The organism is Leucobacter weissii (genome assembly GCF_017565745.1).
Classification (GTDB): Bacteria; Actinomycetota; Actinomycetes; order Actinomycetales; family Microbacteriaceae; genus Leucobacter; species Leucobacter weissii.
Window position 1 is genome coordinate 187,266 of the sequence record NZ_JAGDYM010000007.1, and the last position, 25,262, is coordinate 212,527.

The 25,262-nt window shown below is 71.4% G+C and carries 21 protein-coding genes, 1 tRNA gene and 1 riboswitch; of the genes, 12 read left to right on the top strand and 10 right to left on the bottom strand.

Features of this window, described 5'->3' with window-relative positions; translation table 11 throughout:
* Positions 1–12: 12 nt before the first annotated feature.
* From J4H92_RS07050 to J4H92_RS07065, 4 genes are all read left to right on the top strand, one after another.
* Complete coding sequence (locus J4H92_RS07050) at positions 13–1,002, top strand: ABC transporter substrate-binding protein (protein ID WP_208097470.1); 990 nt, start codon at positions 13–15, stop codon at positions 1,000–1,002.
* 6 nt (positions 1,003–1,008) lie between these two features.
* Positions 1,009–1,716: an ABC transporter ATP-binding protein gene (locus J4H92_RS07055; RefSeq protein ID WP_208097471.1), complete on the top strand. Its 708-nt coding sequence runs from the start codon at positions 1,009–1,011 to the stop codon at positions 1,714–1,716.
* A gap of 50 nt (positions 1,717–1,766) precedes the next feature.
* Positions 1,767–1,869, top strand: a riboswitch (ZMP/ZTP riboswitch).
* A 30-nt stretch (positions 1,870–1,899) separates the two neighbouring features.
* Positions 1,900–3,183: a serine hydroxymethyltransferase gene (glyA, locus tag J4H92_RS07060; RefSeq protein ID WP_208097472.1), complete on the top strand. Its 1,284-nt coding sequence runs from the start codon at positions 1,900–1,902 to the stop codon at positions 3,181–3,183.
* A 7-nt stretch (positions 3,184–3,190) separates the two neighbouring features.
* Positions 3,191–4,066, top strand: coding sequence for a bifunctional methylenetetrahydrofolate dehydrogenase/methenyltetrahydrofolate cyclohydrolase (locus tag J4H92_RS07065; protein ID WP_208097473.1), 876 nt, complete (start codon positions 3,191–3,193; stop codon positions 4,064–4,066).
* A gap of 11 nt (positions 4,067–4,077) precedes the next feature.
* Here J4H92_RS07065 and J4H92_RS07070 read toward each other — a convergent pair whose 3' ends face one another.
* Positions 4,078–6,696, bottom strand: coding sequence for a LuxR C-terminal-related transcriptional regulator (locus J4H92_RS07070; RefSeq protein ID WP_208097474.1), 2,619 nt, complete (start codon positions 6,694–6,696; stop codon positions 4,078–4,080).
* A gap of 194 nt (positions 6,697–6,890) precedes the next feature.
* Between J4H92_RS07070 and J4H92_RS07075 the strand changes: the two genes are divergently transcribed.
* The 6 genes from J4H92_RS07075 to J4H92_RS07100 all read left to right on the top strand — a co-directional run bounded on the left by J4H92_RS07075 (position 6,891) and on the right by J4H92_RS07100 (position 17,508).
* On the top strand, positions 6,891–11,612 hold the full coding sequence (locus J4H92_RS07075; RefSeq protein WP_208097475.1) for a DUF7507 domain-containing protein: 4,722 nt from the start codon (positions 6,891–6,893) through the stop codon (positions 11,610–11,612).
* Between the two features lie 86 nt (positions 11,613–11,698).
* Positions 11,699–13,207, top strand: coding sequence for a SpaH/EbpB family LPXTG-anchored major pilin (locus J4H92_RS07080; RefSeq protein WP_208097476.1), 1,509 nt, complete (start codon positions 11,699–11,701; stop codon positions 13,205–13,207).
* Positions 13,208–13,298: 91 nt separating this feature from the next.
* Positions 13,299–14,252, top strand: a complete 954-nt coding sequence (locus J4H92_RS07085; protein WP_243752092.1) for a class C sortase — start codon at positions 13,299–13,301, stop codon at positions 14,250–14,252.
* A complete protein-coding gene (locus J4H92_RS07090; protein WP_208097477.1) occupies positions 14,249–15,820 on the top strand; it encodes a SpaH/EbpB family LPXTG-anchored major pilin in 1,572 nt (523 codons plus the stop codon). Before J4H92_RS07085 ends, J4H92_RS07090 begins: the two co-directional genes overlap by 4 nt.
* Positions 15,817–16,788 (top strand): class C sortase, encoded by a 972-nt coding sequence (locus J4H92_RS07095; RefSeq protein WP_341783029.1) that lies wholly within the window; start codon positions 15,817–15,819, stop codon positions 16,786–16,788. Before J4H92_RS07090 ends, J4H92_RS07095 begins: the two co-directional genes overlap by 4 nt.
* A 9-nt stretch (positions 16,789–16,797) precedes the next feature.
* Complete coding sequence (locus tag J4H92_RS07100; protein WP_341783030.1) at positions 16,798–17,508, top strand: DedA family protein; 711 nt, start codon at positions 16,798–16,800, stop codon at positions 17,506–17,508.
* A 7-nt stretch (positions 17,509–17,515) separates the two neighbouring features.
* Here J4H92_RS07100 and J4H92_RS07105 read toward each other — a convergent pair whose 3' ends face one another.
* The 4 genes from J4H92_RS07105 to J4H92_RS07120 all read right to left on the bottom strand — a co-directional run bounded on the left by J4H92_RS07105 (position 17,516) and on the right by J4H92_RS07120 (position 21,599).
* On the bottom strand, positions 17,516–17,947 hold the full coding sequence (locus J4H92_RS07105) for an L-lactate permease (protein ID WP_208097478.1): 432 nt from the start codon (positions 17,945–17,947) through the stop codon (positions 17,516–17,518).
* 13 nt (positions 17,948–17,960) lie between these two features.
* Positions 17,961–19,811, bottom strand: a complete 1,851-nt coding sequence (locus tag J4H92_RS07110) for a glycerophosphoryl diester phosphodiesterase membrane domain-containing protein (protein ID WP_208097479.1) — start codon at positions 19,809–19,811, stop codon at positions 17,961–17,963.
* Between the two features lie 65 nt (positions 19,812–19,876).
* Positions 19,877–20,752: a KPN_02809 family neutral zinc metallopeptidase gene (gene ypfJ, locus J4H92_RS07115; protein WP_208097480.1), complete on the bottom strand. Its 876-nt coding sequence runs from the start codon at positions 20,750–20,752 to the stop codon at positions 19,877–19,879.
* Between the two features lie 217 nt (positions 20,753–20,969).
* Positions 20,970–21,599 (bottom strand): hypothetical protein, encoded by a 630-nt coding sequence (locus J4H92_RS07120; RefSeq protein WP_208097481.1) that lies wholly within the window; start codon positions 21,597–21,599, stop codon positions 20,970–20,972.
* A 131-nt stretch (positions 21,600–21,730) separates the two neighbouring features.
* Between J4H92_RS07120 and J4H92_RS07125 the strand changes: the two genes are divergently transcribed.
* Positions 21,731–21,803, top strand: a tRNA-Lys gene (locus J4H92_RS07125).
* 243 nt (positions 21,804–22,046) lie between these two features.
* Positions 22,047–22,973, top strand: a complete 927-nt coding sequence (locus tag J4H92_RS15720) for a DUF1990 family protein (RefSeq protein ID WP_341783031.1) — start codon at positions 22,047–22,049, stop codon at positions 22,971–22,973.
* Here J4H92_RS15720 and J4H92_RS07140 read toward each other — a convergent pair.
* From J4H92_RS07140 to J4H92_RS07160, 5 genes are all read right to left on the bottom strand, one after another.
* Positions 22,952–23,320, bottom strand: a complete 369-nt coding sequence (locus J4H92_RS07140) for a hypothetical protein (RefSeq protein WP_208097482.1) — start codon at positions 23,318–23,320, stop codon at positions 22,952–22,954. The genes J4H92_RS15720 and J4H92_RS07140 overlap by 22 nt on opposite strands.
* Entirely contained in the window at positions 23,317–23,940 is a 624-nt protein-coding gene (locus J4H92_RS07145) for an Asp23/Gls24 family envelope stress response protein (protein ID WP_208097483.1), read from the bottom strand. Before J4H92_RS07145 ends, J4H92_RS07140 begins: the two co-directional genes overlap by 4 nt.
* Entirely contained in the window at positions 23,937–24,503 is a 567-nt protein-coding gene (locus J4H92_RS07150) for an RNA polymerase sigma factor (RefSeq protein WP_208097484.1), read from the bottom strand. Before J4H92_RS07150 ends, J4H92_RS07145 begins: the two co-directional genes overlap by 4 nt.
* 229 nt (positions 24,504–24,732) lie before the next feature.
* Positions 24,733–24,906 (bottom strand): CsbD family protein, encoded by a 174-nt coding sequence (locus tag J4H92_RS07155; protein WP_208097485.1) that lies wholly within the window; start codon positions 24,904–24,906, stop codon positions 24,733–24,735.
* Between the two features lie 86 nt (positions 24,907–24,992).
* Positions 24,993–25,208, bottom strand: coding sequence for a hypothetical protein (locus tag J4H92_RS07160; protein WP_208097486.1), 216 nt, complete (start codon positions 25,206–25,208; stop codon positions 24,993–24,995).
* Between the last annotated feature and the right edge of the window lie 54 nt (positions 25,209–25,262).

Sequence of the window (25,262 nt, forward strand, 5' to 3'; positions counted from 1 at the left end):
AAAGGAAACCCCATGACCATCCTCCGCAGAACGACGAGCGCCGCAGCCGCGCTCCTCGCCGTCGCCGCGCTCGCCGCATGCTCGAGCAGCGCCGAGCCGGCCGCCGACGCTCCCGCGTCGGCGGAAGACGTCACCTTCCGCGCCGCCTACCTCCCGACGGCGAACTTCCTCACCACCGCCAAGGACTCCGGTCTGATCGACGAGTCGCTGGAAGCGGTCGGCGGCACCGTGGAGTTCCTCGGCCCGATGGATCCGTTCACGGCGTACGACACGGTGACGGCTGGAGAGGCCGATGCCTCGTCGACCGGGACCGGCTACTTCGTGAACCTGGCCGCCCAGGGCGATCAGTGGGTGGCGTTCGCGCTCGAGAAGTACTCGGGCGCGAGCCAGGGCATCGTCGCGACCGAGCAGTCCGGGGTGACGGAGCTCGAGGACCTCTACGGCAAGAAGGTCGGCATCGACGGGCCGGGCGCGACGGGCGACTACCTGCTCAACCTCGCGTTCGCGGAAGCCGGGCTGGACGTCGAGCAGGTCGAGAAGGTCACCCTCGACACGACGAGCTTCGCGACGGCGTTCGCGAGCGGCCAGGTCGACGCGATCGCCTCGTACGACCAGAACCTCGCCGCCGCGATCGCCACGCCGGGGTCGGAGGTGCTCGTCACCGGCGCGGAGCTCCCCTCGTACAACTGGTCGATCCACATCGCCAGCCGCTCCTTCGCCGAGGAGCATCCCGAAGCGCTGCAGGCCGCCTACGACGGACTCGTGGCTGAGGCCGCCAGGGCCGAAGCCGACCCGACGGTCATCACCCGGGCCTACACGGAGTTCGGAGCGACCGACGAGGTGGTCGAGGTCATCTCGACCTTCGACGTGCCGACGATCGAGCCGCTCGACGCCGAGAACACCGGTGCCCTGCAGCAGCTCGCCGAGCAGTACGTGGAGTTCGGATTCCTCGACGCCGCACCCGACGTGAGCGCTGCAGTCGTCGATCTCGGCGCGCAGTAGCCGCTCATGGCGGCCCGGCCCCGTATCCGCTTCCGGGCGGTGGACAAGCGCTTCGGAACGGAGTCGATCCTCGAGCGCCTCGATCTGACCGTTCGATCCGGCGAGTTCCTCTCGATCGTCGGCAGATCCGGAACCGGCAAGTCGACGATGCTCCGGATCGTCGCCGGGCTGGAGCAGCCCGACGGCGGCGAGGTGCGGATCGACGGCGAGCTCGCCGTCGCCTTCCAGGAGCCCCGGCTCATCCCCTGGCTCTCCGTCGGAAGGAACCTCACGCTCGGGCTCACGGGACGGGACCGCGCCGTCGTCGCGGAGCGGGCCCTGGCCGAGGTCGGCCTCGAGGACAAGCAGCGGGCCTGGCCGCTCACGCTCTCGGGCGGTCAGGCCCAGCGCGCGTCGCTGGCCCGCGCGCTGGCGCGGAAGCCCGACATCCTGCTGCTCGACGAGCCCCTGGGAGCAGTCGACGCGCTGACCCGACTGGGGCTGCAGGAGCTGATCGGGCGGCTGCGGAACGACCACGACCTCACGGTCGTCATGGTGACGCACGACGTGGACGAGGCCGTGCGGCTCTCCGATCGCGTGATCGTTCTGGGCGAGGGGAGGATCCAGGCCGAGGTGCCGGTTCCCGGCCGCGGGCCGCGCCATCCCGACGACCCGGAGCTGGCGGCCCTCGGCGGACGGCTCCTGCGCGCTCTCGGCGTGGACGGCGCCGCCTAGGCGGCGCTCCGGGGGCGGGGATTCACGGACCGCCCGTCGGGTTGCTAGAGTTGTCTCGTCGCGACTGGCGTACAGATGGTCACCATCGGGGAACGACGAAACGCGCGGGGATACGAGCCGCGCACAACAAGGCCGCTCGCCTGGGCCGCAGATCCTGGAAACACCTCAACAAGGGAGACGCACGTGTCCAACCAGTCAGCATTCTTCAACGAGCCGCTCGAATCGGTCGACCCGGAGATCGCCGAGGTCCTGCAGAACGAGCTCGACCGCCAGCGCAGCACGCTCGAGATGATCGCGAGCGAGAACTTCGTGCCGCGCGCGGTGCTCGAGGCGCAGGGCTCGGTCCTCACCAACAAGTACGCTGAGGGCTACCCCGGCCGCCGCTACTACGGCGGCTGCGAGTTCGTCGACGTTGCCGAGGAGCTCGCCCGGGAGCGCGCGAAGTCGCTCTTCGGCGCGAAGTACGCGAACGTGCAGCCGCATTCCGGCGCCTCCGCGAACGCGGCGGTGCTCTCGGCGATCGCGGAGCCCGGCGACACCATCCTCGGGCTGGAGCTCTCCCACGGCGGTCACCTCACCCACGGGATGAAGCTCAACTTCTCCGGCAAGCTCTACAACGTCGTGTCGTACGGGGTCGACCCCGAGACGTTCCTCGTCGACATCGACGTCGTGCGCCAGAAGGCGCTCGAGCACAAGCCGAAGGTGATCATCGCCGGCTGGTCGGCCTACCCCCGCACGCTCGACTTCGCGGCGTTCCGCGCGATCGCCGACGAGGTGGGCGCGACGCTCTGGGTCGACATGGCGCATTTCGCCGGTCTCGTCGCCGCGGGGCTGCACCCGAGCCCGGTTCCGCACGCGCACGTCACCAGTTCGACGGTGCACAAGACGATCGGCGGGCCGCGCTCCGGCTTCATCCTGACGAACGACCTCGACCTCTACAAGAAGCTCAACTCGAACGTCTTCCCCGGACAACAGGGTGGGCCGCTCATGCACGTGGTCGCGGCGAAGGCGACCGCCTTCAAGCTGGCCGCCACCGAGGAGTTCGCAGACCGCCAGGCGCGCACGGTCTCCGGGGCGAAGCTGCTCGCGAAGGCGCTGACCGACGACGCCTCGAAGGCGGCGGGCGTCGACGTGCTCACCGGCGGCACGGACGTGCATCTCGTCCTCGCCGACCTGCGCAAGAGCGAGCTCGACGGGCAGCAGGCCGAGGACGCGCTGCACGCCGTCGGCATCACGGTCAACCGCAACGCGGTGCCCTTCGATCCGCGCCCTCCGATGGTGACGTCGGGGCTGAGGATCGGCACCCCCGCGCTGGCGACCCGCGGCTTCGGCGACGCCGAGTTCGCCGAGGTCGCCGACATCATCGCGCAGACCCTGCAGGGGGCCGGCGATGTCGAGGCGTTGCGGGCGCGGGTGACGAGCCTCGCCGAGGCCTTCCCGCTCTACCCCGGCCTCGAGAACTGGTGATCGAGGGATGACGGCGCGCAAGCTCGACGGCACGGCCGCGGCGGCGCAGATCAAGGCCGAGCTCGCCGAGCGGGTCGCGGCCCTCGCGGAGCGCGGGATCGTCCCCGGTCTGGCCACGGTGCTGGTGGGCGAGGATCCGGGCTCTCAGTGGTACGTCGCGGGCAAGCACCGCGACTGCGCCGAGGTGGGCATCGCCTCGATCCGCCGGGATCTGCCGGAGACGGTGACGCAGGAGGAGCTGGAGGCGGTGCTCGACGAACTGAACGCCGACCCGGCCTGCACCGGCTACATCGTGCAGCTGCCGCTCCCGAGGCACATCGACACGGACCGGATCCTGGAGCGCATCGACCCGGGGAAGGACGCGGACGGGCTGCACCCGACGAACCTCGGTCGGCTGGTCCTGAACGCGAACGCCCCGATCGTCTCCCCGCTGCCGTGCACGCCCCGCGGCGTGATCGAGCTGGTGCAGCGGAACGGCCTCTTGTGGGCGGGCAGGCGCGTCGCGGTGATCGGCCGCGGGGTCACGGTCGGTCGCCCGATCGGGCTGCTGCTCACCCGCCGGGAGTTCAACGCGACGGTCACGCTCACCCACACCGGCACCGCGGATCTCGGCGCCGAACTGCGCCGAGCGGACGTGATCGTGGCCGCGGCCGGCGTGGAGGGCATCGTGCGGCCGGAGGACGTGCAGCCGGGAGCGATCGTGCTCGACGTGGGCGTCTCGCGCCGGGTGGACCCGAGCACCGGCAAGAGCCGCGTGGTCGGCGATGTCGATCCCGCGGTCGCGGAGGTGGCCGGCTGGGTCTCGCCGAACCCCGGCGGGGTCGGTCCGATGACCCGCGCGCTCCTCCTCCAGAACGTGGTCGAGATAGCCGAGCGATTCTGAACGCCCCGCGCTCAGGCCGACTCGCGGGCGGGCGGTTCGCCGTCGAGGAGCCCCATCCGCTTCGCGACGAGGATGGCCTCGTCGCGATTCTTCGCGTGGAGCTTCCGGTAGACGGAGGCCAGATGCTTCTTGACCGTGCTCGATGCGACGTACAGCGCCGCGGCCGCCCGGTTGTAGGTGCGATGCTCGGCGATGGTCGCGAGCGTGCGGAGCTCCATCCCGGTGAGCCGCTCGTAGCGTCGCGGGCGGGCGGGCTCGGGCACTGAGTCGATCAGGTCGAGCAGCTCGCACCCCCCGGCGTCGCTCGCCGCCTCCGCGATCTCGCGCAGCGAGGAGTGCGGCACGCCCGCCAGCGTCGACGTCGGCGCGCCGCCCCGGATGAGCCGGCCCGCGTTGCGCAGCGCGCTGAGGGACTCGTCGGTCCGCCCGCAGTCCCACGCCGCGACGGCTGAGACGAGGCAGCGGTCGAGCTGCTGCCTCCTCGTCGTCCCCGCGTCGCCGATCCGCTGTGCGAGGAGCAGGGATCCGACGGGATCACCGGAGAACAGCGCGATGCGCGCGCGTTCGATCTGCGCATCGGGGCGGGCGTCGGGCAGGTCCGCGAGGCGCTGCGCCGCGGCGGAGACGTCGCCGAGCACCGTGTGCAGCATGACCCGGTAGCACACGAGATGCTCGTACCAGGCGCCGGAGAGCCGGCGCCCGCTCTCGGAGGCCTGGACGACGCTCGCGTCGAGCTGGGACAGCGCCCAGTCCGCGCCGCGGCTCCGGCGGACCATCTCGGCCTCGGCGAGCAGCACGAGCGGCCACTGCTCGACCCGGTCGCGCATCGGGGCGATGCGCTCCTCCGCGCGGGCGAACATGCGTTCGTCGCCCTGTTCGCTGGCGAGCACCGCGCGCGCGATCTCCCCGCTGAGGCGGGAGTTGCCGGGAGCCTTCCCGCTCCCGGACGCGCCGAGTGATTCCGACTGCTCGAGCAGTTCCGCGGCCGAGCGGAGATCGCCGTCCAGCAGCTCGGTGAGGGCGAGCTCGTTCAGCGCGGCCAGCAGCCACCGTCGTCCGGATTCCGCGTCGCTGACGGTCGCGAGCGCCGGACTCCCGCCCGCGAGCGCCGAGCCGCCCATGAGCTGCTCCGCGTGGGCGCGGAGCAGGCGAAGGTTCCGCCGGGCCTGGGGGAGGTCGCCGGCTCGGAGCGCGGAGAGCGCGATCTCCCTGGCGTGCATGGGAAAGGCGCTGCGCGACACCGAGGCGCCGTGCGCTCCCCTCGCCGCGGGGTGGGCCTCGTCCGGCGCCGTGTCGTTGAGGCGGGCCTCGACGTCCTCGGCGATGCGGTGGGCGGTGTCCGCGTCTCCGACGAAGCGCTCGAAGGTCATGGCCTGGACGAGCAGGGGGAGATGCATCTCGGTCGGCGCGGCCTCCTCCGCGAGGATCCGCTCCCGCAGCGCGGGGAGGGCCTGTTCGAGCAGTCGCCTGAGCATCGGCAGCGGGGCCGCCGGATCCGGGCCCTCGAGGAGCAGGCGGGCCGCGACGAAGGTGGAGTGCGCGGCGAGGGCGCTCTCGGGGAGCGCGCGGAGCAGCCGGGCGGCCTCCTCGCCCTCGTCGGTGATCGCGGTGAAGTGCTGCGCCAGCACCGCCTCCGCCTCCGGGTAGGCGCCCGCGGCGCAGAGGTGGGTGAAGGCCGTGAACGGCGCGGCCGCCGCGATGCGGGAGGCCCGGTCGCGAAGGAGCGCGGCGCGGCGGGCGGGCGAGCTGGAGCGGAGGGATCGCGCGGCGAGCGCGGGTTGAACCGCGGGGTGGCAGCGGAACTCCGTGATCTCCGAACGGTGCGCCGCGAGCAGCAGACCGCGCTCCAGCAGATCGTGCACGCAGGCGCGGGCCTCGGCGATCGGGCACTCGGCGGCCTCGGCGAGCTGATCGAGGCCGGCGGCGTCGAGCTGGGAGGCGATGAGGATGATGCGCCGGCTCGGATCGTCGAGGAGCTCGAGGTGGTGGAGCGCGAAGCGGGTGAGATTCGCGATCGGATCGGCTCCCGGGCCGAGCGCCGCCCGCACGGCGAGCGGCCAGCCCCGCGTCTGCTCGACTGCGAGACGCAGCCGCTCGGTCTCGGGGAGCCCCGCCTCGGCGGCCATCCGCATCGCCTCGCCGGCGGAGACGGCGAAGTCCTCCGGCCCGAGCACGTGCACCGCGATGCGCCCGGTGACGAGCGGGCCGTCGAGCAGGTGCACGCGCCTCCCGGCGACCACGAGCGAGAGCCGGGGCGCCGCCTCGATCAGATCGGCGAGGGCGAGGTCGTTCGCGGCGCTCGTGGCGTGATGGTAGTCGTCGATCACCACCGTGCACGGCGCGGCGAGCTCGGTTGCCGCGCGTTTGACGGTCTCCGGCGACGGATCCTCGGCGTCGGGCGACGACCCCGTGACGAAGGCGATCGCCCGGGAGAGGTCCGCCCAGACCGTGTCGACCGATCCCGGCGCGCAGCGGATCCAGCGCACCGGCTCCCGCGGGTCGCCGCCGTCGCCGTACCGTTCGACGACGGTCCGGGTCTTGCCGTGGCCGGCGGGGGCGTTGAAGAGCACGAGCCGCGCGGTGCTCGGGGCGGTCGCCGGTGCGCCGTTCGGACTGGGCGAGAGCGGCATGGGCACCCCCTTCGTGAGCGGGCGGACGGTGCGCGACCGAAAAGGGGAATTTCCGGGGGGAGATCGCCCCGCCGGTCGCGTTACGGAAGATTCTATGCCGTATTTTGAACGAGATTGCCGTATCGGCCCTGAATCGCGCGACCCCCGCCTCTCGGATGGTGTGTGCGACGTGCAGACCATCGTTGGGAGTGAGTTTGAGGCGGAGTGGAACGCCGCGTGCGTCTCGGAGAGCGACGCCGCCCGAGCGCGCGCGGGCATTCCGTCTCGCGTCCCCGCTCATCGCCCTCGCGCTGCTGATCGGCGTCGCCGTTCCCGTCGACCACGCGACGCCCGCGTCGGCGCTCCGCCTGAGCGAGGACGCGCGCGGAGCGGACGCCACGCCGACGGGGGAGGAGCCGCCGTCCGCGCCGCCGGGCGACGGGGCCCCCGAGCAGCCGAGCACCCCCGAGCCCGATCCCGGGGAGGCCTCCCCGGAGCCGTCGTCCGAGGCGAGCCCCGAGCCCGACGAACCGGCTCCGGAGGAGCCCGCACCGGATCCCCGTGCGAGCAGATCCGGCCCGGCGTCCCTGAGCGGCGCGAGCGCTCCGGACGAGGACGTTCCCGAGGGGACGGGGCCCGAGCCCCGGATCACGAGCACCTGGACGCCGGACGGCGGATCCGCGTCCGGCGAGCCCCGCACGTTCACGGTGAGCTACGAGAACGACAAGACCGCCCCGATCTCCAACGCCCGGCTCTGGCACCAGTTCATGATCGAGGCGGCTCACGACACCACCTACACGGTCAGCTGCGCGAGCACGCCCGCGGGATCGTGCCCGGACTGGGTGCCCACGGGCGCGCTGAGCCTCAGCGGCCAGAGCGGGGAGTACGCGAACACCTTCGCCGGGGTCGCGGACCTGGCGATCGGCCAGAAGCTCACCTTCACCATCGTGGTGACCCCGGTGCTCGACACCGCGGTCTGCAGCTACGGCGACACCGTCATGATCGGAGGCTGGGCGCGATTCGGCCGTGCCGGCTTCGAGGCGCCCGACGACATCGTCGCGAGCGCCTCGAGCGCCGGGCAGATCTCGGGAGCGACGCCCTGCCCGAACGGATCCGTGACGATGACCAACACGGTCACCTCGCCCGGCCCGGCCGGCAACCCGAGCCGGGTGCTCTCGAGCGACGCGCGGGTCTTCACGGCGACCTGGCGCAACACGAGCTCGGGGACGCTGAACGTCCCCATCTCCTATCGGTACTACGTGCCGCTCACCGGTCACGTCACCGAGGCCGCCTGGACCTGCACCCCCTCCGGCGGCGCGAGCTGCCCCGACGTCGGCGGCACGAGCCGGACGATCGTCCACGACCACGCGGGAGAGGCCGCCGACACCGTGTTCTCGGGCACGGCGACGCTGCCCGCCGGCGCCACGCTCACCTACGCGGTCACGCTCGCGACGACCCTCAACGCGTGCACGCAGGACGGCTATCTGCGCGTGCAGACCTACGCGTCCCGCGGGGCCGCCCCCGAGGGCGAGACCGGTTTCCGCTCGTCCGCGCCGAGCCCGCTGGTCGAGATCGGCTGCTCGACCTGGATGCTCGACGAGGACTTCTCCGGGACCAGCGTCGACGATCCCGGCTGGCGCGGACTCAGCCAGGCCTGCCTGACGCGGGCCCCGAGCGGATCGACGCCCGCCAACGGCCTCGGCTACTGCTCCAACCGGGTCAACAGCCCGGCGACCTCCTTCCAGGCGCCGGTGGGCACGCCGAAGGGGTTCCTGCAGCTCACCGACGACAGCAACGACAAGGTGGGCGCGGCGCTGTACAACCGCGCCCTCCCCTCGCAGGACGGCCTCGTCGTCGAGTTCACCAGCTACCAGTACGGCAACGACAGCGGCGGCGCCGACGGCATCGGCTTCTTCCTCTCGGACGGCTCCTACAACCTGACCCAGCCCGGCGACTCCGGCGGTGCGCTCGGCTACGCCTACCGGCCGAGCGGCACCAGCAACGTCTACAACACGAACGGCCTCGCCCACGGCTACCTCGGCGTCGGCCTCGACGTGTACGGCAACTTCGTGAACACGTCCCACGCGGCCCCGACCTCGAGCTGCGACGGGTCCTCCTCCCTCCAGACCCCGCAGTCGGTCGGACTCCGGGGGCCCGGCAACCTGCGCAGCGGCTATTGCCTCGTCGGGCAGAACCAGATCTCCGCGTCGCCGCTCTCGAAGACGCTCGACCACCCGTCGGCCGGGATTCCGGCGAGCGGGAACTCCGGTTACGACGCCGGCGTGCGCACCGCGCTCGACGCCGCGAAGCGCAAGGTCCGGGTGACGGTGCATCCGATGCAGCAGGGCGAGACGAATCCGCGGGTGACGGTCGAGATCGACTTCAACGAGGGCTACTTCCGCACGGTGATCGACCAGGTGATGCCCCAGCCGGTGCCTCCGCTCATCAAGTTCGGCTTCCTCGGCGCGACCGGCGGCTCGAAGCAGGCGCACCTCATCGACGCGGTGCGCGTCGGCACGGTGCTGCCGATGAAGGAGCTGAGCCTCACCAAGGCGGTCGACTACGAGAACAGCACACCCCGGGACGAGGGCAAGACCGGCTTCGACGCGGGGGACACGGTCAGCTACAAGTTCGTCGTGCACAACGCGACCTCCGAGGACGCCGTCGGCCTCACCGAGGTCTACAACATCGCGGTGACCGATCCGCTCATCCCGAACATCGTCTGCCCGACCACGACGCTGGACCGCTTCGAGAGCATGGAGTGCACCGGATCCCTGACCGTCACCGAGGGCCAGCGCGATGCCGGCCGCATCCCGAACACCGCGACGGCCGTGGGCTCGATCTCCTCGAGCGAGGGCGCCCCCAGGAACCTGCGGGCGACCAGTTCGGCGACGGTTCCGGTGAACCCGGAGGCGGACCCGGCCCTGCGGGTCATCGCGCCGGGCGGAACGGCCGCCTTCCAGGTGATCAAGCACGGCAGCACGCTCGGCATCGTCAGGCCCGACGATCCCAACCGCCTGACGCTCGAGGTGTGGAACGGTTCCGCATGGGTGCCGGCTCCCGCGAGCGGCAGCACGAGCATCGCGGCGAGCAACGGCACCTGGAGCGTCGATGCGAACCGTCGCGTGACCTTCGTGCACAACGGCGGCTCGAACCACACCGTGACGCCGCTCAGATACCGCGTCTCGAACCTCTACGGCGGTTGGGACGAGTCCACGCTGAGTGTGAACATCAGCACCGTGCCGACGATGGCGTGCACGGTCGATCAGTCGAGCGAGAGCGACCGGTTCTGGGGCTTCGGCACCGCCGCGCGGTTCGATTTCGGCGGAACCACGCTGGCCGGCGCTATGCCGGACCTGTCGAGCACGCACGGCTCCTTCACCGTGACCGATTCGAAGGGCAAGCTGCTTTTCGTGGTCGATAGCGGCACCGGTGCCGCGAACAGCGCGGTGATTCGCACCAGCACCGGTGCGCCCATGGCGGGGTCGAGCGTGCTCGGCAGTCAACTCATCGGCGCCTCACCCGTCGCGGTCATCCCGGCGGGTCAGGGAACCAGCAGGTTCATCGTGATCACGACCTCGGCGACCGCCACCGGCGCCGGACAGCTGAGCTGGCGGAGCGTCGATATGGCGCTGGCCGGAGGACTCGGACTCGTGGGCGGAGCGACGGCCTTCGGCGGAACCGCGGCATCCACCGCCGTGACCGCGGTGCCCAACGCGGACGGAACAGGATACTGGGTGCTGAGCCCTCGCCGGGGGAACGCGAACATCGATGCGCACCTCTTCGATGCGAGCGGTTACACCGGCACGAGCCGGGCCTCCTCGGTCGGCACCAACACGGCTGCGAGCAACCCCAACTACGAGGACATCAGATACAACGCCGGTCTGGCGCGTTCGAGCGGCGTCGCGCAATTCGCGGTCCTCGCTTCCGCGAGCACCACCAGCCGGGTTCGGCTGATGAGTTTTGACGCCGCGACGGGAAGCATCAGCGGAGTGGGTACCAATCGGACGTTCACGAACTCGAGCAACACCCACGGGTACAGCCTGGATTTCTCGCCTGGCGGCGGGTACCTGTTCGCCTCTCGCAATGGTTCCGTGAGCGGAACCGCGGGCGTGCTGTATCGCGCAACGGTGACCGCGACGTCGCTCGGCAACAACTTCGGTTCGGTGCACGCCACGGCGCCGAGCAGCAACAACGGTGGAGCGGTGAGGCTCGGCGCGAACGGCTCGCTCTACTGGGCGCAGTCCAACACCGCCACCGTGCGCGTCAAGTCCGATCCCAACGCCAGCACGTCGACGTGGGCAAACCAATCTCTGGCGTCGGGCACGATCTCCCGGCTCGGCCTCTCGAACACCCTCGTCGACTGCGCTATTCCGGCGGCGGAGTTCTGGGTCGAGAAATACGCGAGTGATGGCACGACGCTGACGGGCGGCGCGAGCTTCGCGCTCTTCCCCGACGAGAACGGCGCGGTTGGATCGACCCCGGTGTCGCCAGGAGTGCAGCCGGTGAGCGGGCAGCCGGGCAGGTTCACGGCGACGGGGATCCCGCCCGGTGCGTACTGGCTGCGCGAGACCGCGGCTCTGCCGGGGCATCAGCTGCTCACCCAGGACGTGCTCATCAACGTCTCCCTCGGCGGGGTGATCGCCGTCGACGCCCTGCCCAACCCGCAGGTCACCCTCGTGCGCACAGGCGCCGAGGGCGACTACAGCTACACGCTGCGAGTGGTCAACACCCGATCGGTCGCCCTGCCGCTCTCGGGCGGATCGGGATTCTGGCTGCTGATCGTCGGAGGCGTGCTCCTGGCGGCCGTGCTCGCGGGCATCGTCTGGTGGCGCAGACGGCAGGCGGGTCGGGCGGCGCTCGCGGACGGCGCACCGCTCCCCGACGAGCCCCGCGGCGCATTCGGCGACGACCGCGACGGCGGTGGTGCGCACTGACCTCGCACCCCGCGCCCCGCGCGACCCCTCCGACCGCACGAATCATCGAACGACTCTCACACCGGCTCTTCCACGAAAGGAACACCATGAACACCCACAAGAAGCAGCGAGGGCTGCTCGTCTCGCTGGGCGCGCTCGCGACGGCCGCGGCGCTCGCCCTCGGCGGCGCGGCGGCGCAGGCGGCCCCGCCCAATCCGCCCGCGAGCACGAACGTGGTCATCACCAAGGTCACCAACCCGGGCGGCACCCTCGCCGTCGGGGACGGCACGCAGGAGACGGTCACCGGCGGGCTCCCCGGCGCGACCTTCCAGCTGACCCTGATCGCGAACACCGCCGCCGGAGGATCGTCGAGCACGCTGACCAACGCCGGTCTGCTCGCGGCTCAGGGGCGTTCCCTCGACTCCGGAGGCGCGCTGGTCGGCGGCACCGAGTCGACGACCGCGCTGACGCTCGGCCCGACCGGCGCGAACGGCGCCACCGCGAGCACCTCGGTGCCGGCCGGTCAGTACGTGGTGCGCGAGATCGACGTGCCCGCCGGGCAGACGAAGTCCGCACCGTTCCTGCTGACCCTGCCGCTGACCAACCCGGACGACGGCGCCGAGTGGCTGAGCACCGTCTACGCCTACCCGAAGGCCGCGAACGTCACCGCCACCAAGAGCGTCGACGAGGGCACCGCACGCGTGGTCGGCGAGAACATCGAGTGGGAGATCCTGACCGATGCGCCGCAGTTCGCGCAGAACCAGCCGCTGACCGGCTATGTGATCACCGACCAGCTCGACAGCCGCCTCGCGCTCGTCGGAGATCCGGCGGTGCGGTTCGTCGACAACGCCATTCACGCCGCCAATCCGCTCGTCAAGGACACGGACTACACCGTGGCAGCCTCCGGAGGGCTCGTGACCATCACCTTCCTGTCGCCCGGGCTGGCGAAGCTCCAGAGCGTGGGGTCGGCCACGCCGACCACCAAGCTCTCCGTGAAGCTCACGACCGCGGTCAGCGCGACGGTCGCGCCGCTCACCGGAGCGATCACCAACGACGCCAAGGTGACCATCAACAACGAGAACGAGATCGACACCAACGATGCGGAGATCGTCTACGGCGATCTCGTGCTGAGCAAGGTCGGCCAGAGCGGCTCGACCAAGACCCCGCTGAACGGCGCCAAGTTCAAGCTGTACCGCACCGCGGCCGACGCGACGAGCGGCACCGGTGCGATCTCGATCGACGGCGTGAGTGAGTGGACCACGCAGACCGTCGGCGGCGTCGACGGCCGGATCGTGATCTCCGGTCTGCTGCGCAGCGACTTCGTCGACGGCGGGCTCACCACGACCCCCGCGGACTTCCGATCCTTCTACCTGGTCGAGACCGAGGCCCCCGCGGGCCACCAGCTCGTGCCGGGCCCGATCGAGGTCCAGGTCGTGCTCGAGGGCGGCAGCCCCAAGGTGTGGGAGATCGCCGACGTCGAGACCGAGGGCGGCTTCGAGCTGCCGCTCACCGGTGGCACGGGCACGCTGATCCTCACCATCGGCGGCATCGCGATCCTCGCGATCGTGCTGCTCGTCGCGCGTCGCCGCCGCACCGCGGAGGCGAGCGCGGAGTAACCGCCCGGGATCCCGCGAGAGGCCGGCGACGCCGGCGGAGCCGCGGGATCCCGAATCGCGGATCCCGACGCACACGGAAAGGAGGTGCCCGATGACTCAGCTGCTCGAACGTGACGCCCCGGGCGCCCCCGGCCCGGATGCGCCGCCCGCCGCCCGCAGAACGGGGAGGGCGGTGCCGATCGCTCTGCAGATCGGAGCGATGCTCGGCATCGGCGCGCTCGTCTACTCCAGCGCCGCCGACTGGTTCGCCACGCTGAACCACGATGCGGAGATCTCCGGCTACGCGGAAGAGGTCGAGGCCCTGCCCGACGGGATCGCCGAGGAGGAGCTCTCGATCGCGCAGGAGTACAACGCGCACCTGCCGCAGGGCGTGCTCCGCGACCCCTACAGCACCGCGGCCGACGCCGAAGCCGAGACCGCCGCCTACCGCGCCTACGAGGAGGTGCTGCGGGTGAGCGACCGCGGAGTGATCGGCGAGCTCGGCTATCCGCGGCTCGGCATCGTCCTGCCCGTCTACCACGGCACCGATGACGAGGTGCTCTCGAGGGGCGTCGGCCACCTGTACGGATCGTCGCTGCCGGTCGGCGGACCCTCGACGCACGCCGCGCTCACGTCGCACTCCGGTCTCCTGAACGCGTCGCTCTTCACCCCGCTGCCCGACGCGAGGGTCGGCGACGCCTTCACGGTGTCGGTGCTGGGCGAGACCCGCTACTACGAGGTCGACCGCATCGAGACGGTGCTGCCCGAGGAGACCGAGTCGCTGAGCATCGTCGAGGGCGAGGACTACGTGACGCTGATCACCTGCACCCCGATCGGCGTCAACAGCCACCGCCTGCTCGTGCGCGGGAGCCGTGTGCCGGCGCCTGACGGCGGCGGAGCGCAGGCGTCGGGAATCGACGGTCGAAGCGCGGGCTTCCCCTGGTGGGCGGTCGCCTTCGTCGGAGGATCCGCCGTGACCGCCTATCTGCTCTTCGCACCTTCGAGGAAGCGGCCAGGCGCACGTCCTCGGAGGCCTCGAAGCGCGGGACCGGAGGAGACGACATGAGAACCTCCGGAATCCGCGGCCGCCCGGCCGCCCTTCCCGGGCTCGTCCTGGCCGCGCTGCTCGGCCTTCTCGGCGTCGGGGTCGCGCCCGCCGTCGCGATCGATCCGTCCGCCGTCACCGCGATCGAGGTGCACAAGTTCGAGCAGCCCGACCGCATCGGCGACCCGGCCTCCGGCCTGCCGCAGGACACCGCCGGACTGATCCCGGTCGCGGGCGCCTCGTTCACCGCGAAACCGGTGCCGGGCATCGACCTGACGACGAGCGCCGGCCAGGCCGCGGCTGCGGCGCTGACCCCGGCCGAGGCGGCGGCGCTCGTCGCCGGACTGCCCGCCGCGGCGCAGGACACGACCGATGCGGCCGGGAACGCGACGCTCGCGCCCCTCGGCGTGGGACTCTACTACGTCGAAGAGACCGCGACTCCGGCGGGCTATGTGGGATCGGCGCCGTTCCTCGTGGCACTGCCGCTCACCGATCCGGTGAACCGGGACGGCTGGCTCACCACGGTTCACGTGTACCCCAAGAACGCCCCGGTGTCGATCGATCTGAGCATCGCCGATGCCGATGCGGTGAAGCTCGGCGACGCCGTGCGCTGGACGGCGCGCAGCGACATCCCGAACCAGCCGGAGATCGACGGCTACCGCATCGGCCTGCGCTTCCCGTCCGGCCTCGAGGTGACCGGCGGCGCGTCCGCCGCCGCGGTCGCCGTCGAATGCGGCGCGGCCGCCTGCCCGGAGCTCATCGCGGGTGTGCACTACACCCGCGCCCTCGACGCCGCAACGCGCACCCTGGCGATCGACTTCACCGCCGCGGGGCGCCAGGTTCTCGCGGCGGCCGTCGCCGCGCATCCCGAGGCGCGGGTCGTGACCCGGGTCGATACCCGGGTGCTCGCCGAGGGAGAGCACCGGGTGCGGGCGGAGCTCGCCGCCAGCCGCGCCATCATCGACGGCGCGCCGGGCGCGCCCGGCCCGGTGAGCGACACCGCCCTGACGAAGTGGGGGCCGCTCGCCATCCTCGTCCACGAGCGCGGCAAGCCGAGGAACCTCATCCCGGGCGCGAAGTTCAAGCTCTTCCTCTCGGCGGAGGACGCGCGCCGCGGACGCAACCCGATCACCGTGGACGGTGCCGACGAGTGGACGACCGACGCCGACGGCAGCATCGTGATCCACGGCCTGCGCTTCTCGGACTTCGTCGACGGGCTCGAACGGGAGGAGAGCGATCCGCTCTTCCGCTTCTACTACGTGATCCTCACCGAGATCCCCGAGGGCTACTCCGGTGAGAAGCATCCCATCGCGCTGACGGTGACCTCGACCACCGAGGCCGAGGTCGCCGTCGTCGAGCTCTGGCGCGACGGCGGAGACGATGATGACGACGGCGACGGCGATGACGGCCGTGACGACGGCGACGACGGTGATGGCGGCGATCTCGCGATCACCGGCGCCCAGACGACCGGCCTCGTCCTGCTGGCCGTCCTCCTCGGCGGCGTGGGGATCCTGCTCGTCGCCAGACGCCGCGAGCGCGAGCGCGGGGAGAGCGCCGAGCCGAGCGGCCGGGAGAACACCGAGCAGTGAGCATCGGCGAACCCGGCGGAGTGGCGACGGCGGAGCGGCGCGCCGAGGATCCGCCCCGGATCCCGCGAGACGCGCGCCGGCCCGCGCGCAAGCGGACGCGGGCGCTGTGGAGCGCCGTGCTGCAGCTTCTCGCCATGGTCGGCATCGGTCTGCTCGTCTACCCCGACGCCGCCGACTGGTTCGCCCGGCTCGGCCACAACGCCGAGATCTCCGGCTACGTGGAACGGGTGGAGGCCACGCCCTCCGCAGAGCGACGGGGGATCCTCGAGGCCGCCTACGCCTACAACGACGAGCTCGAGCCGGGTCCGCTGACCGATCCCTACGTCGCTCAGCACGAGGACGAGGCGCTGCGCTCGGACGTGTACCTGGCCTATGAGCGGATGCTGCGGGTGAGCGGCACCGACACGATCGGCACGCTCAGCTACCCCCGTCTCGACATCGGCCTGCCGGTCTATCACGGCACCGCAGACGCGACCATCTCCAAGGGCGTCGGTCACCTCTACGGCACGTCGCTGCCGGTCGGCGGTCCGTCCACGCGGTCGGTGCTCACGGCTCATTCCGGCCTGCCCCAGTCGCAGCTGTTCACGCGTCTCCCCGAGGCGGAGGTGGGGGACACCTTCTGGATCAGCGTGCTGGGCGAGGATCACCACTACCGCGTCGAGAGGACCGAGACCGTCCTCCCGGGGGAGACCGAATCCCTGGAGATCATCGAGGGCGAGGACTGGGTGACGCTGTTCACCTGCACGCCCATCGGCGTGAACAGTCACCGTTTCATGGTGCACGCGGTGCGCATCGCGGATCCGCAGTCCGATCAGCAGGAGGCCATCGGCGGCGATGGGATCCCGCCGGGGTTCCCGTGGTGGGCGGTCTGGTTCGCCGGCGGATCCGCGGTGGTCGCCTGGGTGCTCTTCGCGCCGCCGCGGAAGAAGCGGCGCGCCGCCGCGCCCGAGCCGGGGCTCTCTTCATAAGCTGGTCTCGTGCCCCGAAGCCTCACTCCGATCCTGTTCCCGCTGCAGACCGCCCCGAGCGCCGAGTACGAGGGCTTCATCGGCTGGGTCCTGAGCCTCATGGAGACGCTGGGGGAGGTCGGCGTCGGCCTCGCGGTGCTGATCGAGACCTTCGTGCCGCCCATCCCGTCAGAGGCGGTGCTCCCCGGAGCGGGCTTCCTGGCGTACGAGGGGCGGATGAGCTTCTGGCTCGCCTGGGCGCTGGCGACGCTCGGCGCACTCGTCGGCGCTCTGGCCTGGTATTTCATCGGCGCGGCGTTCGGGCGCGACCGCACGAGGCGAGTCGTCGGGCGTATTCCGCTCATGGAATACGATGACTTCGACCGGGCCGAGGCATTCTTCCTCAGGTGGGGCGCCCTCGCTGTGCTGCTCGGCAGATGCGTCCCACTGGTGCGTTCCTTCATCTCCATCCCCGCCGGCATCGAGCGCATGCCCCTCGTGAAGTTCGTCTTCTACACCGCGGTCGGCTCAGGCGTCTGGAACGGGATCTGGATCGGGCTGGGCTATGCCTTCGGCCCCGCGATCAAACCGGTGCTCGAGCAGTGGAGCGGCCTGATCAGCGACGCGGTCGTCGTCGTCATCCTCCTGCTCCTCCTGTGGTTCGTGATCGCCCGAGTGCGGAGGATCCTGCGCCGTCGCCGCGCGGCCGAGGGCGCAGACGGAAGCGCGGACGAGCGCTGAGGACGGCTCACCGGGGCACGAGGAGCAGGGCGACGGCGAGCAGCGCGAGGATCGACAGATCGACCAGCAGCACGGCGCGTTGCACCGGCCGCGCGGTCGACCGATCGGGGCAGAGCTGCACGGCGAACTCGACTCTGGCGGGCGCGGCCATCATGAAGAGCCCGGCCGCGACGTTGTGCACGGCGATCGCCGCCAGCGCGTCGCCGCCGATCGCCGCGATCGCCTCCGCCTGCGGTGCGGCGAACATCGCATTGGCCCCGCTGCTCGATCCGGTCATGAACCCGCCCAGTGCGCCGAACCGGAGAACCAGGGCCGAGGCCAGGGCGGCCCGGAGCGCCCCGAGTCGCCGGCCCCGCTCCGCCACCAGGAGCGCCGCGGCGCTCCCGGTTCCCGCGAACACGGGGAGGCTGGCCACGGCCGAGGCGAGCACAGCCGGCACGGGTTCGACCCCCTCAGAACACCACGACGAACGAGGTGAGCGCGTCGATGAGGGTGTTCGAGAGGCCGGTCTCGTGCTGCATGCTCGCCCTCGCGTCCAGCGCGGCGCCCGGACGGTCGGTGATCAGCCCGTCGACGCCGCGCCGCAGCAGCTCGCGCATCGTCGTCTCCTCGTCGACGGTCCAGACCATGAAGCCGAGTCCCTCGCCCCCGGCCGCGTCCTGCAGGTCCTGGGACGCCGACCACTCCTCCACCACGATGAAGTCCGCGGGGGTGTCCGGGGCGCCCGCGCCGGCGAACGCCATCGTGTAGCCCACGGTCAGATCCGGTCGCAGACGTTTGAGATCCGAGACGCTCCCCGGATCCAGAGAATGGTAGATGTGATCGTCCAGCGCACCGAGGTCCTCGAGCTCTCCGACCAGCCGCGACACGTGGTCGGGCGTATCGGCGCCGCCGAGCTTTATCTCGATGAGCAGCGGCATCCCGAGCTCCCCTGCCCGGGTGACGTAGTCGGCGAGGCCCGGGATCGTCCCCTCGTTGCCGGCGCTGTCGCGCACCCGGGTGCCGACCAGCTCGTCGAAGGCGAGATCCTTCACCATCGCGTCGATGCCGGCCAGTCGCGACAGGCTCGCATCGTGCATGACGATGAAGCGCCCGTCCCTCGTCTGCATGACGTCCATCTCGACCAGGTCGGCGCCGACCTCCGCGGCGGCCTCCAGCCCGCCGATGGTGTTCTCGACGCCCCCCGGGCCGCCGTCGCCGTCGAATCCCCGGTGCGCGAGCACCAGGGCCTGCGGCTGCTCCGCCAGCTTGCGCATCACCGGTATGTCGACGGCGCCGAGCAGGAGCGATGCGAGCACGACGGAGCCCGTCACCAGCAGCGCGGCGGAGCGCCCGCCGAGGCGGGTCCGCCCGCCGGTCGCATGCGGCGCGAAGGCGAGCCGTGCGGCGGCCGACCGCCGATCCAGCAGGACCACCAGCATCGCGGCCACTGCGGCCGTGACCAGCGAGGTCAGCAGCGAGCCGAGCACCTGGGCGGCACCCAGGGAGAACGCCGCAACGACCGGCGACGCGCTCGGAACCAGCTCATCGCTGAGGGCCGTGGGAAGGACCGTCGCCGCGACCAGCGCGAGCGTGGCGAGTGCGGCGAGCAGCATCACCGTGAGCACCGCGCCGACGAGGGCTCCGGAGGCCCGGAAGCCGGTGAGCCGCCAGCTCGCCAGCATCGCGCGACCGCCGTTCGCCTCGGTCAGCACGAACACCGGAACGGTCAGGGCGAGCCGCACGTTCAGCAGGGCGAGCGCGACGAAGACGGCCGTGAGCAGCGCGGCGGTCGTCGGACTCTTCATGAGCTCGCCCGAGACGAACGGCGGGACGGCGATCCCCTGGGCGAAGACCGTCGTGAACCCGAACCCGGTGAGCGGCAGCAGCACGAACAGGTAGAGGACGAGCGGCGCGGACGACGGACGCAGCAGCTTCCGCGCGACCCGGCCCAGATCCCGCAGCACGTCCGTCGCCGCCAGCTCCACACCCCGGCGAAGACGGCTGAGCAGCAGCACCAGCACGGCGAACTGGAGCGCCACCAGCCAGAAGACGAGCAGCGATATCAGTATCAGCAGCCCCAGCGTGATCGTGACGCCCCCGCCGGGGCGCAGCGCGCCGAGGTCGACCGCGGTCATCCCATCCGCGCGGAGCGCCTGCCGGAACAGCCATCCGATCAGGGGGAAGGCCAGCAGCAGGGAGATCGCCTGGAACGCGAACAGCACCCCGATCAGTCTCGCGCCCCCGGCGCGAACGGCAGCCCAGCCCTCGCGCAGCAGGGCTCCCCACGTCGCCCAGAACCGCGCCGTCCCGACTGCGCTCATACCCGCACACCTCCTCGCGCGCCGTCGGCGCCGCCGGGGCGGCGCCGACGGCTCTCACACTATCGTCACAGCTCGCCCGCGGGGATCGAGAAGGTGTCGCAGGCGGTGGCACCGCTGCGGTACCCCGTCTGGAACCAGCGCCGGCGCTGCTCCGAACTGCCGTGGGAGAAGCTGTCGGGGTTCACGTCCCGGCCCGAACGGCGCTGGATGTAGTCGTCCCCGATCACCGAGGCCGCGTTCATGGCGTCGGCGATCTCCTCCTCGGTCACCGGCTTCATGAAGGCCGTACCGCGATCGTCGGTGACGTTCGAGGCGTCGCGCACCCAGGCGCCGGCATAGCAGTCGGCCTGCAGCTCGAGCCGCACGGACCCCGACGAGGCACCCGTCTCGCGTCCGACCTGAGAGAGCTGCCCCGTGAGATTGGAGATGTGATGCCCCCACTCGTGGGCGAGCACGTACATCTGGGAGAGCGGGCCCGCGGTCGCTCCGAAGTCCGTGCGGAGCGTCGTGAAGAAGGCGGTGTCGAGGTAGATCGACTCGTCGGCCGGGCAGTAGAACGGACCGACGGCCGCGGAGGCGCTCCCGCAGGCCGACTCGGTCGCGGTGCTGTAGAGGATCACCTCGGGCTTGCGGTATCCGCTGCTGAACTGATCCTGCCAGAAGGTGTCGAGGGAATCCGTCGCCGCGACCATCCGGCACTCGTCATCGGCGTTCGCGGAGGCGCCCGTCGTGCAGTCCTCGAGCTCCACCGTCTCCTCCTGAGCGGTGGCGCCGCCCGTCAGCGTGCTCGCGAGGGGCGTCAGATCAACGCCGAACAGCTGCGAGGCGACCACGAGCACGAGCACCCCGATCAGACCGCCGCCGCCGATCGCAGCGGCCTTCCCGCCGCGTCGCCGCGTGACCTTGCCGGTATCGATGCGCGCGTCGTCGTTGAACGTCATACCGGCTCCTTGAATCGCGCGCAGCGCTTCTCGAACAGAGAACCGAGCCGCAGAACGCCTCTCGGCGGAAGGCCGCTCGCGGCGGCGAAAATTGGAGCCCGGGGTTACTGCGGCCCGGCACCTCCAGTGTAACGCCCGCTCGAAGCGACCGAAACTCACGAACGCGTATCGAATCGTCGGCCGACGCCGATCCCCGCCGTCCCCGGCCCCGCAGCGCTCAGTCCAGGGTGCCGTCGCGCCAGCGGCGCGAGCCGGCGCGGAGCTCATCCGCGAACGCGGCGTAGCGCAGTGAACGCTTCGTGAGGAGCCCGGCGTGCGCGTCGTCGAGGGCGTCCCGGTCGTCGGCGAGCGAGGCCGCGCCGAGCGACATGATCCTGCAGTAGCTCGATGCCCGGTCCAGGGCGGTGGCGAGATCGCCGCTGAAGACGCCGCGGAGGATCGTGTCGCACAGCGCGCCGATCGAGTCGGGATCGATCGGCTCCTCGACGCCGGCGACGACCGGGTCGATGGTGACGGATGCTCCGAGGCCGATGCGGAACAGCTCGGCGGATCCCTCCGGATCCCGTGCAGAGATGAGGCGGAGCAGGTAGATGCGCCACAATTGGCCGGCGAGCGAGTGGGCGCTCGCGTCCGCCCAGAGCTCCGCGATATCGTCGATGCCCTGATCCGTCGCGAGCGCGACGACGCGCTCGACCACCTCCGGGTCGGCCACGCTGCGCACACGGTCGAGCAGCGCCCACGAGGTCTCCTGGGCGATCCGGTGGGCGGCTCCGGGCTCGTCGGAGCCGATGATCCAGTCGAAGTCGTCGGTGGGCTGCAGGAGCGGGCGCTGATAGTCGCGTGCCATAGCGCGCTCCTCTCCTCGTGCTCGACGGCTCGTCTGCCCCGCGCCGTGATTCCCGGCCCAGCGAGTCTACGCGGTGCCCGCCCGCCCGCGTGCAGCGGGCACCGATCCCGACACGATAGATTATCTCGGAGGGGCCTCTAGCTCAGTCGGTAGAGCATCGGACTTTTAATCCGCGGGTCGTGGGTTCGAGCCCCACGGGGCCCACTCGCTGCGCTCGTGGACCCCGTTCCGGGGCTCGACACGGAACACGAGAGAAAGCGCTGCTTTCCCTCCTGAGGGTTCCGTGCCCACGGGGCCCACAGACGATTGAGCCGAGTGGAAAGCAAGCTCGCTTGCTTGACCGAGGCGATTGACGTCTGTCGAATGATGCATAGCATCAGGAGCACTCGCTTCGCTCGTGGACCCCGAGTCCCGACCCTGCAGCGCACGACGTGACAGAATCGGTGCGTGGCCAGCTCCTTCTCCATCGAGACTCGCACGGCGGTGCCGGTCGCGGCCCTGTTCGATGAGAGCCTGAGCATCGACGCGCACCTCGCGTCGATGTCGGGCTCGGGCGAGCGCGCCATCGGCGGAGTCACCAGCGGCACCATCGGGCGCGGCGAATCCGTCACCTGGCGCGCCAGGCACTTCGGGATCCGGTTCACGATGACGTCGTGGATCTCCGAGCTCGAACGACCCGCCCGGTTCGTCGACGAGCAGCTTCGCGGACCCTTCCGTTCGTTCCGCCACGAGCACGTCTTCACCCGGGACGGGGACGAGACCGTCATGGTCGACACCGTGACCGTCGCGTCGCCGATCCTCGGCCGCCTGGCGGAGCGTGCGGCCCTCGTCCCCTACCTGCGCCGGCTGATCCGAATCCGGAACCGCCACCTCCTCGCCTCCCTGGGCGGGGCGCCGGGAACCGCGCCGGAGTCGCCCGTGTGGAGGCCCGGGCAGACCCGCCCGTTCCGCCGATTCGAGGCGTCGACCGTGGTCGGGCACGGAGACGCGAGCTGGGAACGCGTGTCGCAGGAGGTGCTCGACTGGAAGGTGAAGACCCGGAGCGGGTTCGCGGTCGACGGCGCCCGGCCGGCCTCGCCCGGAGCCGAACCCATGATCACGGTCCGCTTCGCCGGGCGCGTGATCCGTGAGCCGGTGCGGGTCGAGACCGTCGTCGAGACCGCCTCCCGGGTGGGCTTCTCCTATCGCACGCTGCCGGGGCACCCGGTCAGCGGCGAGGAGGCGTTCATCGCGCATCGGGACGGCGACGCGGTCGTCCTCACGATCCGATCGCTGACCGCTGCCGCGCCGACGCAGCCGTGGCGGGCGCTCCACCCGCTGCTCCGGATCGCCCAGGCGATCGCGCGCCGCCGCTATCTCCGGGCGCTCCGCTGAACGGCTGCCGCCGGCGGATGCTCATCGATGTGGACGACCGTGATGCGCACCCCCGCAGCGGGGCGCCGCTCCCGCGACAGCACGCCCTCGATCGCGGCCCGCACCCGGTGGGCGGTGGCGGCCGCCGATGCGCGCACGCCGATCGCGACCTCCACCCGAGTTCCATCGGCGGTGTCCTCGACGCGCACGAGCGGTGCGTCCCGATCGCGGATCCCGAGCAGGCGCCCCCCGGCCTCGACGGCCTTCGACGCGCTGCCACCGGTCTGGAAGACCGTCGAGACGCCCGGGACCGCGCGGACCGCGGCCTCGACGCCTGCGGCGAGATCCCGCTCCGATGCGGTGCTCATCGTGCGCCTCCCAACGAGTCCTGCAGCCGTCGGACGTCCTGAACGGCGATGTCGATCCCGGCGACGTTCAGGGGGGTGTGCAGCGCCAGCCGTGCGGCTATCTCCGCTCGCAGGCGCTCGACGAGCCCGGGGATCGGGTCGCCGTAGGGCACACTGACCTCCAGCTGCACCCGGATCGGAGCGCCCGCCTCGGCGACCTCTCCGGAGAGTCTGCACCGTCCCACGAGCGCTCCCGGCACCGTCTCCTCGGCGGCCCGGATCAGCCCGCGCACCGCGCCCTCGGTGACCCCCAGGTCGGCGGTTGCCTCCGCGGCGGGGATCGGGATGCGGCGCCCGGCTCGCGCGTCGAGCCGGATGCCCGCGAGGATGCCCTGCACCCAGTGCTCGTCGGGCACGGGCTCGTCGGCCGTGTCTGCCGCGAGCAGCTCCGGGGACAGCGCTCGAAGGCGTGCGAGCGCGTCCAGCGCGAGTCGGCATCCGGGCGACGCGTCGATGGACGGGTTCGCGGGGGTGCGGCCGCCGTCGAGATACTCGGCGAGCTCCTCCAGTGTGTGCCCGTCGAGGTCGTCCGGCTCCACCCCCCAGGATCCGGGCCCGCGGGCGTCGTGTGCGTGAGTCATCGCCACTGCTCCATTCGAACGATGAGGTACTTCCGGGCTCGGGCGAGCTGTCCCCGCACCGTCGGCAGGGGGAGGTCGAGCTCCTCGGAGATCTCCTCGTAGCGGTAGCCGCCGATCTCCCGCAGCACCCAGCACTCCCGCTGGGTGTCGGGGAGCTCCTGCAGAGCGGCGCCCAGCGCTGCGACGCCGGCCCGGGCCTCGACGCGCTCGGGCGGGGCGACGTGCTCCGGCGCCGGAGGGTCGACCTCCGCGATGTCGGCGTGCGCCCGGGATGCCCGGATCCGGTCGATGGCCTTGCGGCCGGTGATCCGCATCAGCCAGGCCTTCACGCGGTCCAGGTCCTCCAGCTTCGGCAGCCGGTCCCACGCGGCGATGCAGGCGTCCTGCACCACATCGTCGACCTCGGCCGTTCCGGGAAGGATCCGGCGGGCGTACGCGCGCATCATCGGCGCGTAGCGGCGCACGAGCACCCCGAACGCATGCGTGTCTCCGTCCGCGGCGCGGCCGGCCAGGATCCGGTCGTCGGCGTCCGCGAGCGAGCCGCTCGGGCGATCAGCGTCCATGCCTCATCCCTCCCCGTGAGAGGAGTCCTTCCCGGCGGGAGTCCCCGGAAGGCTCCGGTGCCTCCGATGCCTTCATCCTCTCCGACCTCGCTCGGTCGGCGTCCCGCTCTTGTGCCATCCCTGCAGATCCGGCCGCGTCTCCCGGCGGTCCATCCGTAGATGAGCGACACCGCGAGGCGCTCGCCGGCTGCGGCGGAGCGGGCCTCGGCAGCCCGCTCCGCCGACCGGATCACTTCTTGAAGACGTCCTTGACGTCCTCCACCGTCTCCTTGGCCTGGCCCTTGGCCTGGTCCGCCTTGCCCTCGGCGACGAGCTTGTCGTCGTCGGTCAGCTTGCCGACGGTCTCCTTCGCCTGACCGGCGACCTTGTCCGCGGCGGCCTTGATCTTGTCTCCTGCACTCATGATGCGCGTTCCTTTCTTCTCTTCTCATCTCTGCGGGCCCCGGGTTTCGGGAATCCGCTCCACGGCGGAGGGGTGCTCCGTCCGAGTCATTTGCCGAGCAGGGCCTTGCGCGTCTGCTCGATCGACTTGCGCGCGCGCTTCGCCAGCCGTCGCCGCGATCTCTTCGCGTCCGGGCTCGTCCAGAGGCGTTCGAGCTGGTGCCGCAGGTCCTCGTAGTTCCTGCCGCGGGACTTCGCCGATTCGACGCCGACCAGGTAGGCGGCGACGGCGATCACCCCGAGGATCAACAGGTTCTTCCGCATGTCATCACTCCTCTTCCGTTCTTCTTCGTCCTCATACTGGTGTCCCGGTCCTCC

Excerpts from the sequence above, each read along its gene's own strand:
- J4H92_RS07050 (WP_208097470.1), top strand. The coding sequence starts at position 13 with ATGACCATCCTCCGCAGAACGACGAGCGCCGCAGCCGCGCTCCTCGCC.
- J4H92_RS07055 (WP_208097471.1), top strand. The coding sequence starts at position 1,009 with ATGGCGGCCCGGCCCCGTATCCGCTTCCGGGCGGTGGACAAGCGCTTC.
- J4H92_RS07065 (WP_208097473.1), top strand. The coding sequence starts at position 3,191 with ATGACGGCGCGCAAGCTCGACGGCACGGCCGCGGCGGCGCAGATCAAG.
- J4H92_RS07070 (WP_208097474.1), bottom strand. The coding sequence starts at position 6,696 with ATGCCGCTCTCGCCCAGTCCGAACGGCGCACCGGCGACCGCCCCGAGC.
- J4H92_RS07080 (WP_208097476.1), top strand. The coding sequence starts at position 11,699 with ATGAACACCCACAAGAAGCAGCGAGGGCTGCTCGTCTCGCTGGGCGCG.
- J4H92_RS07085 (WP_243752092.1), top strand. The coding sequence starts at position 13,299 with ATGACTCAGCTGCTCGAACGTGACGCCCCGGGCGCCCCCGGCCCGGAT.
- J4H92_RS07090 (WP_208097477.1), top strand. The coding sequence starts at position 14,249 with ATGAGAACCTCCGGAATCCGCGGCCGCCCGGCCGCCCTTCCCGGGCTC.
- J4H92_RS07110 (WP_208097479.1), bottom strand. The coding sequence starts at position 19,811 with ATGAGCGCAGTCGGGACGGCGCGGTTCTGGGCGACGTGGGGAGCCCTG.
- ypfJ (WP_208097480.1), bottom strand. The coding sequence starts at position 20,752 with ATGACGTTCAACGACGACGCGCGCATCGATACCGGCAAGGTCACGCGG.
- J4H92_RS07120 (WP_208097481.1), bottom strand. The coding sequence starts at position 21,599 with ATGGCACGCGACTATCAGCGCCCGCTCCTGCAGCCCACCGACGACTTC.
- J4H92_RS07140 (WP_208097482.1), bottom strand. The coding sequence starts at position 23,320 with ATGAGCACCGCATCGGAGCGGGATCTCGCCGCAGGCGTCGAGGCCGCG.
- J4H92_RS07145 (WP_208097483.1), bottom strand. The coding sequence starts at position 23,940 with ATGACTCACGCACACGACGCCCGCGGGCCCGGATCCTGGGGGGTGGAG.
- J4H92_RS07150 (WP_208097484.1), bottom strand. The coding sequence starts at position 24,503 with ATGGACGCTGATCGCCCGAGCGGCTCGCTCGCGGACGCCGACGACCGG.
- J4H92_RS07155 (WP_208097485.1), bottom strand. The coding sequence starts at position 24,906 with ATGAGTGCAGGAGACAAGATCAAGGCCGCCGCGGACAAGGTCGCCGGT.
- J4H92_RS07160 (WP_208097486.1), bottom strand. The coding sequence starts at position 25,208 with ATGCGGAAGAACCTGTTGATCCTCGGGGTGATCGCCGTCGCCGCCTAC.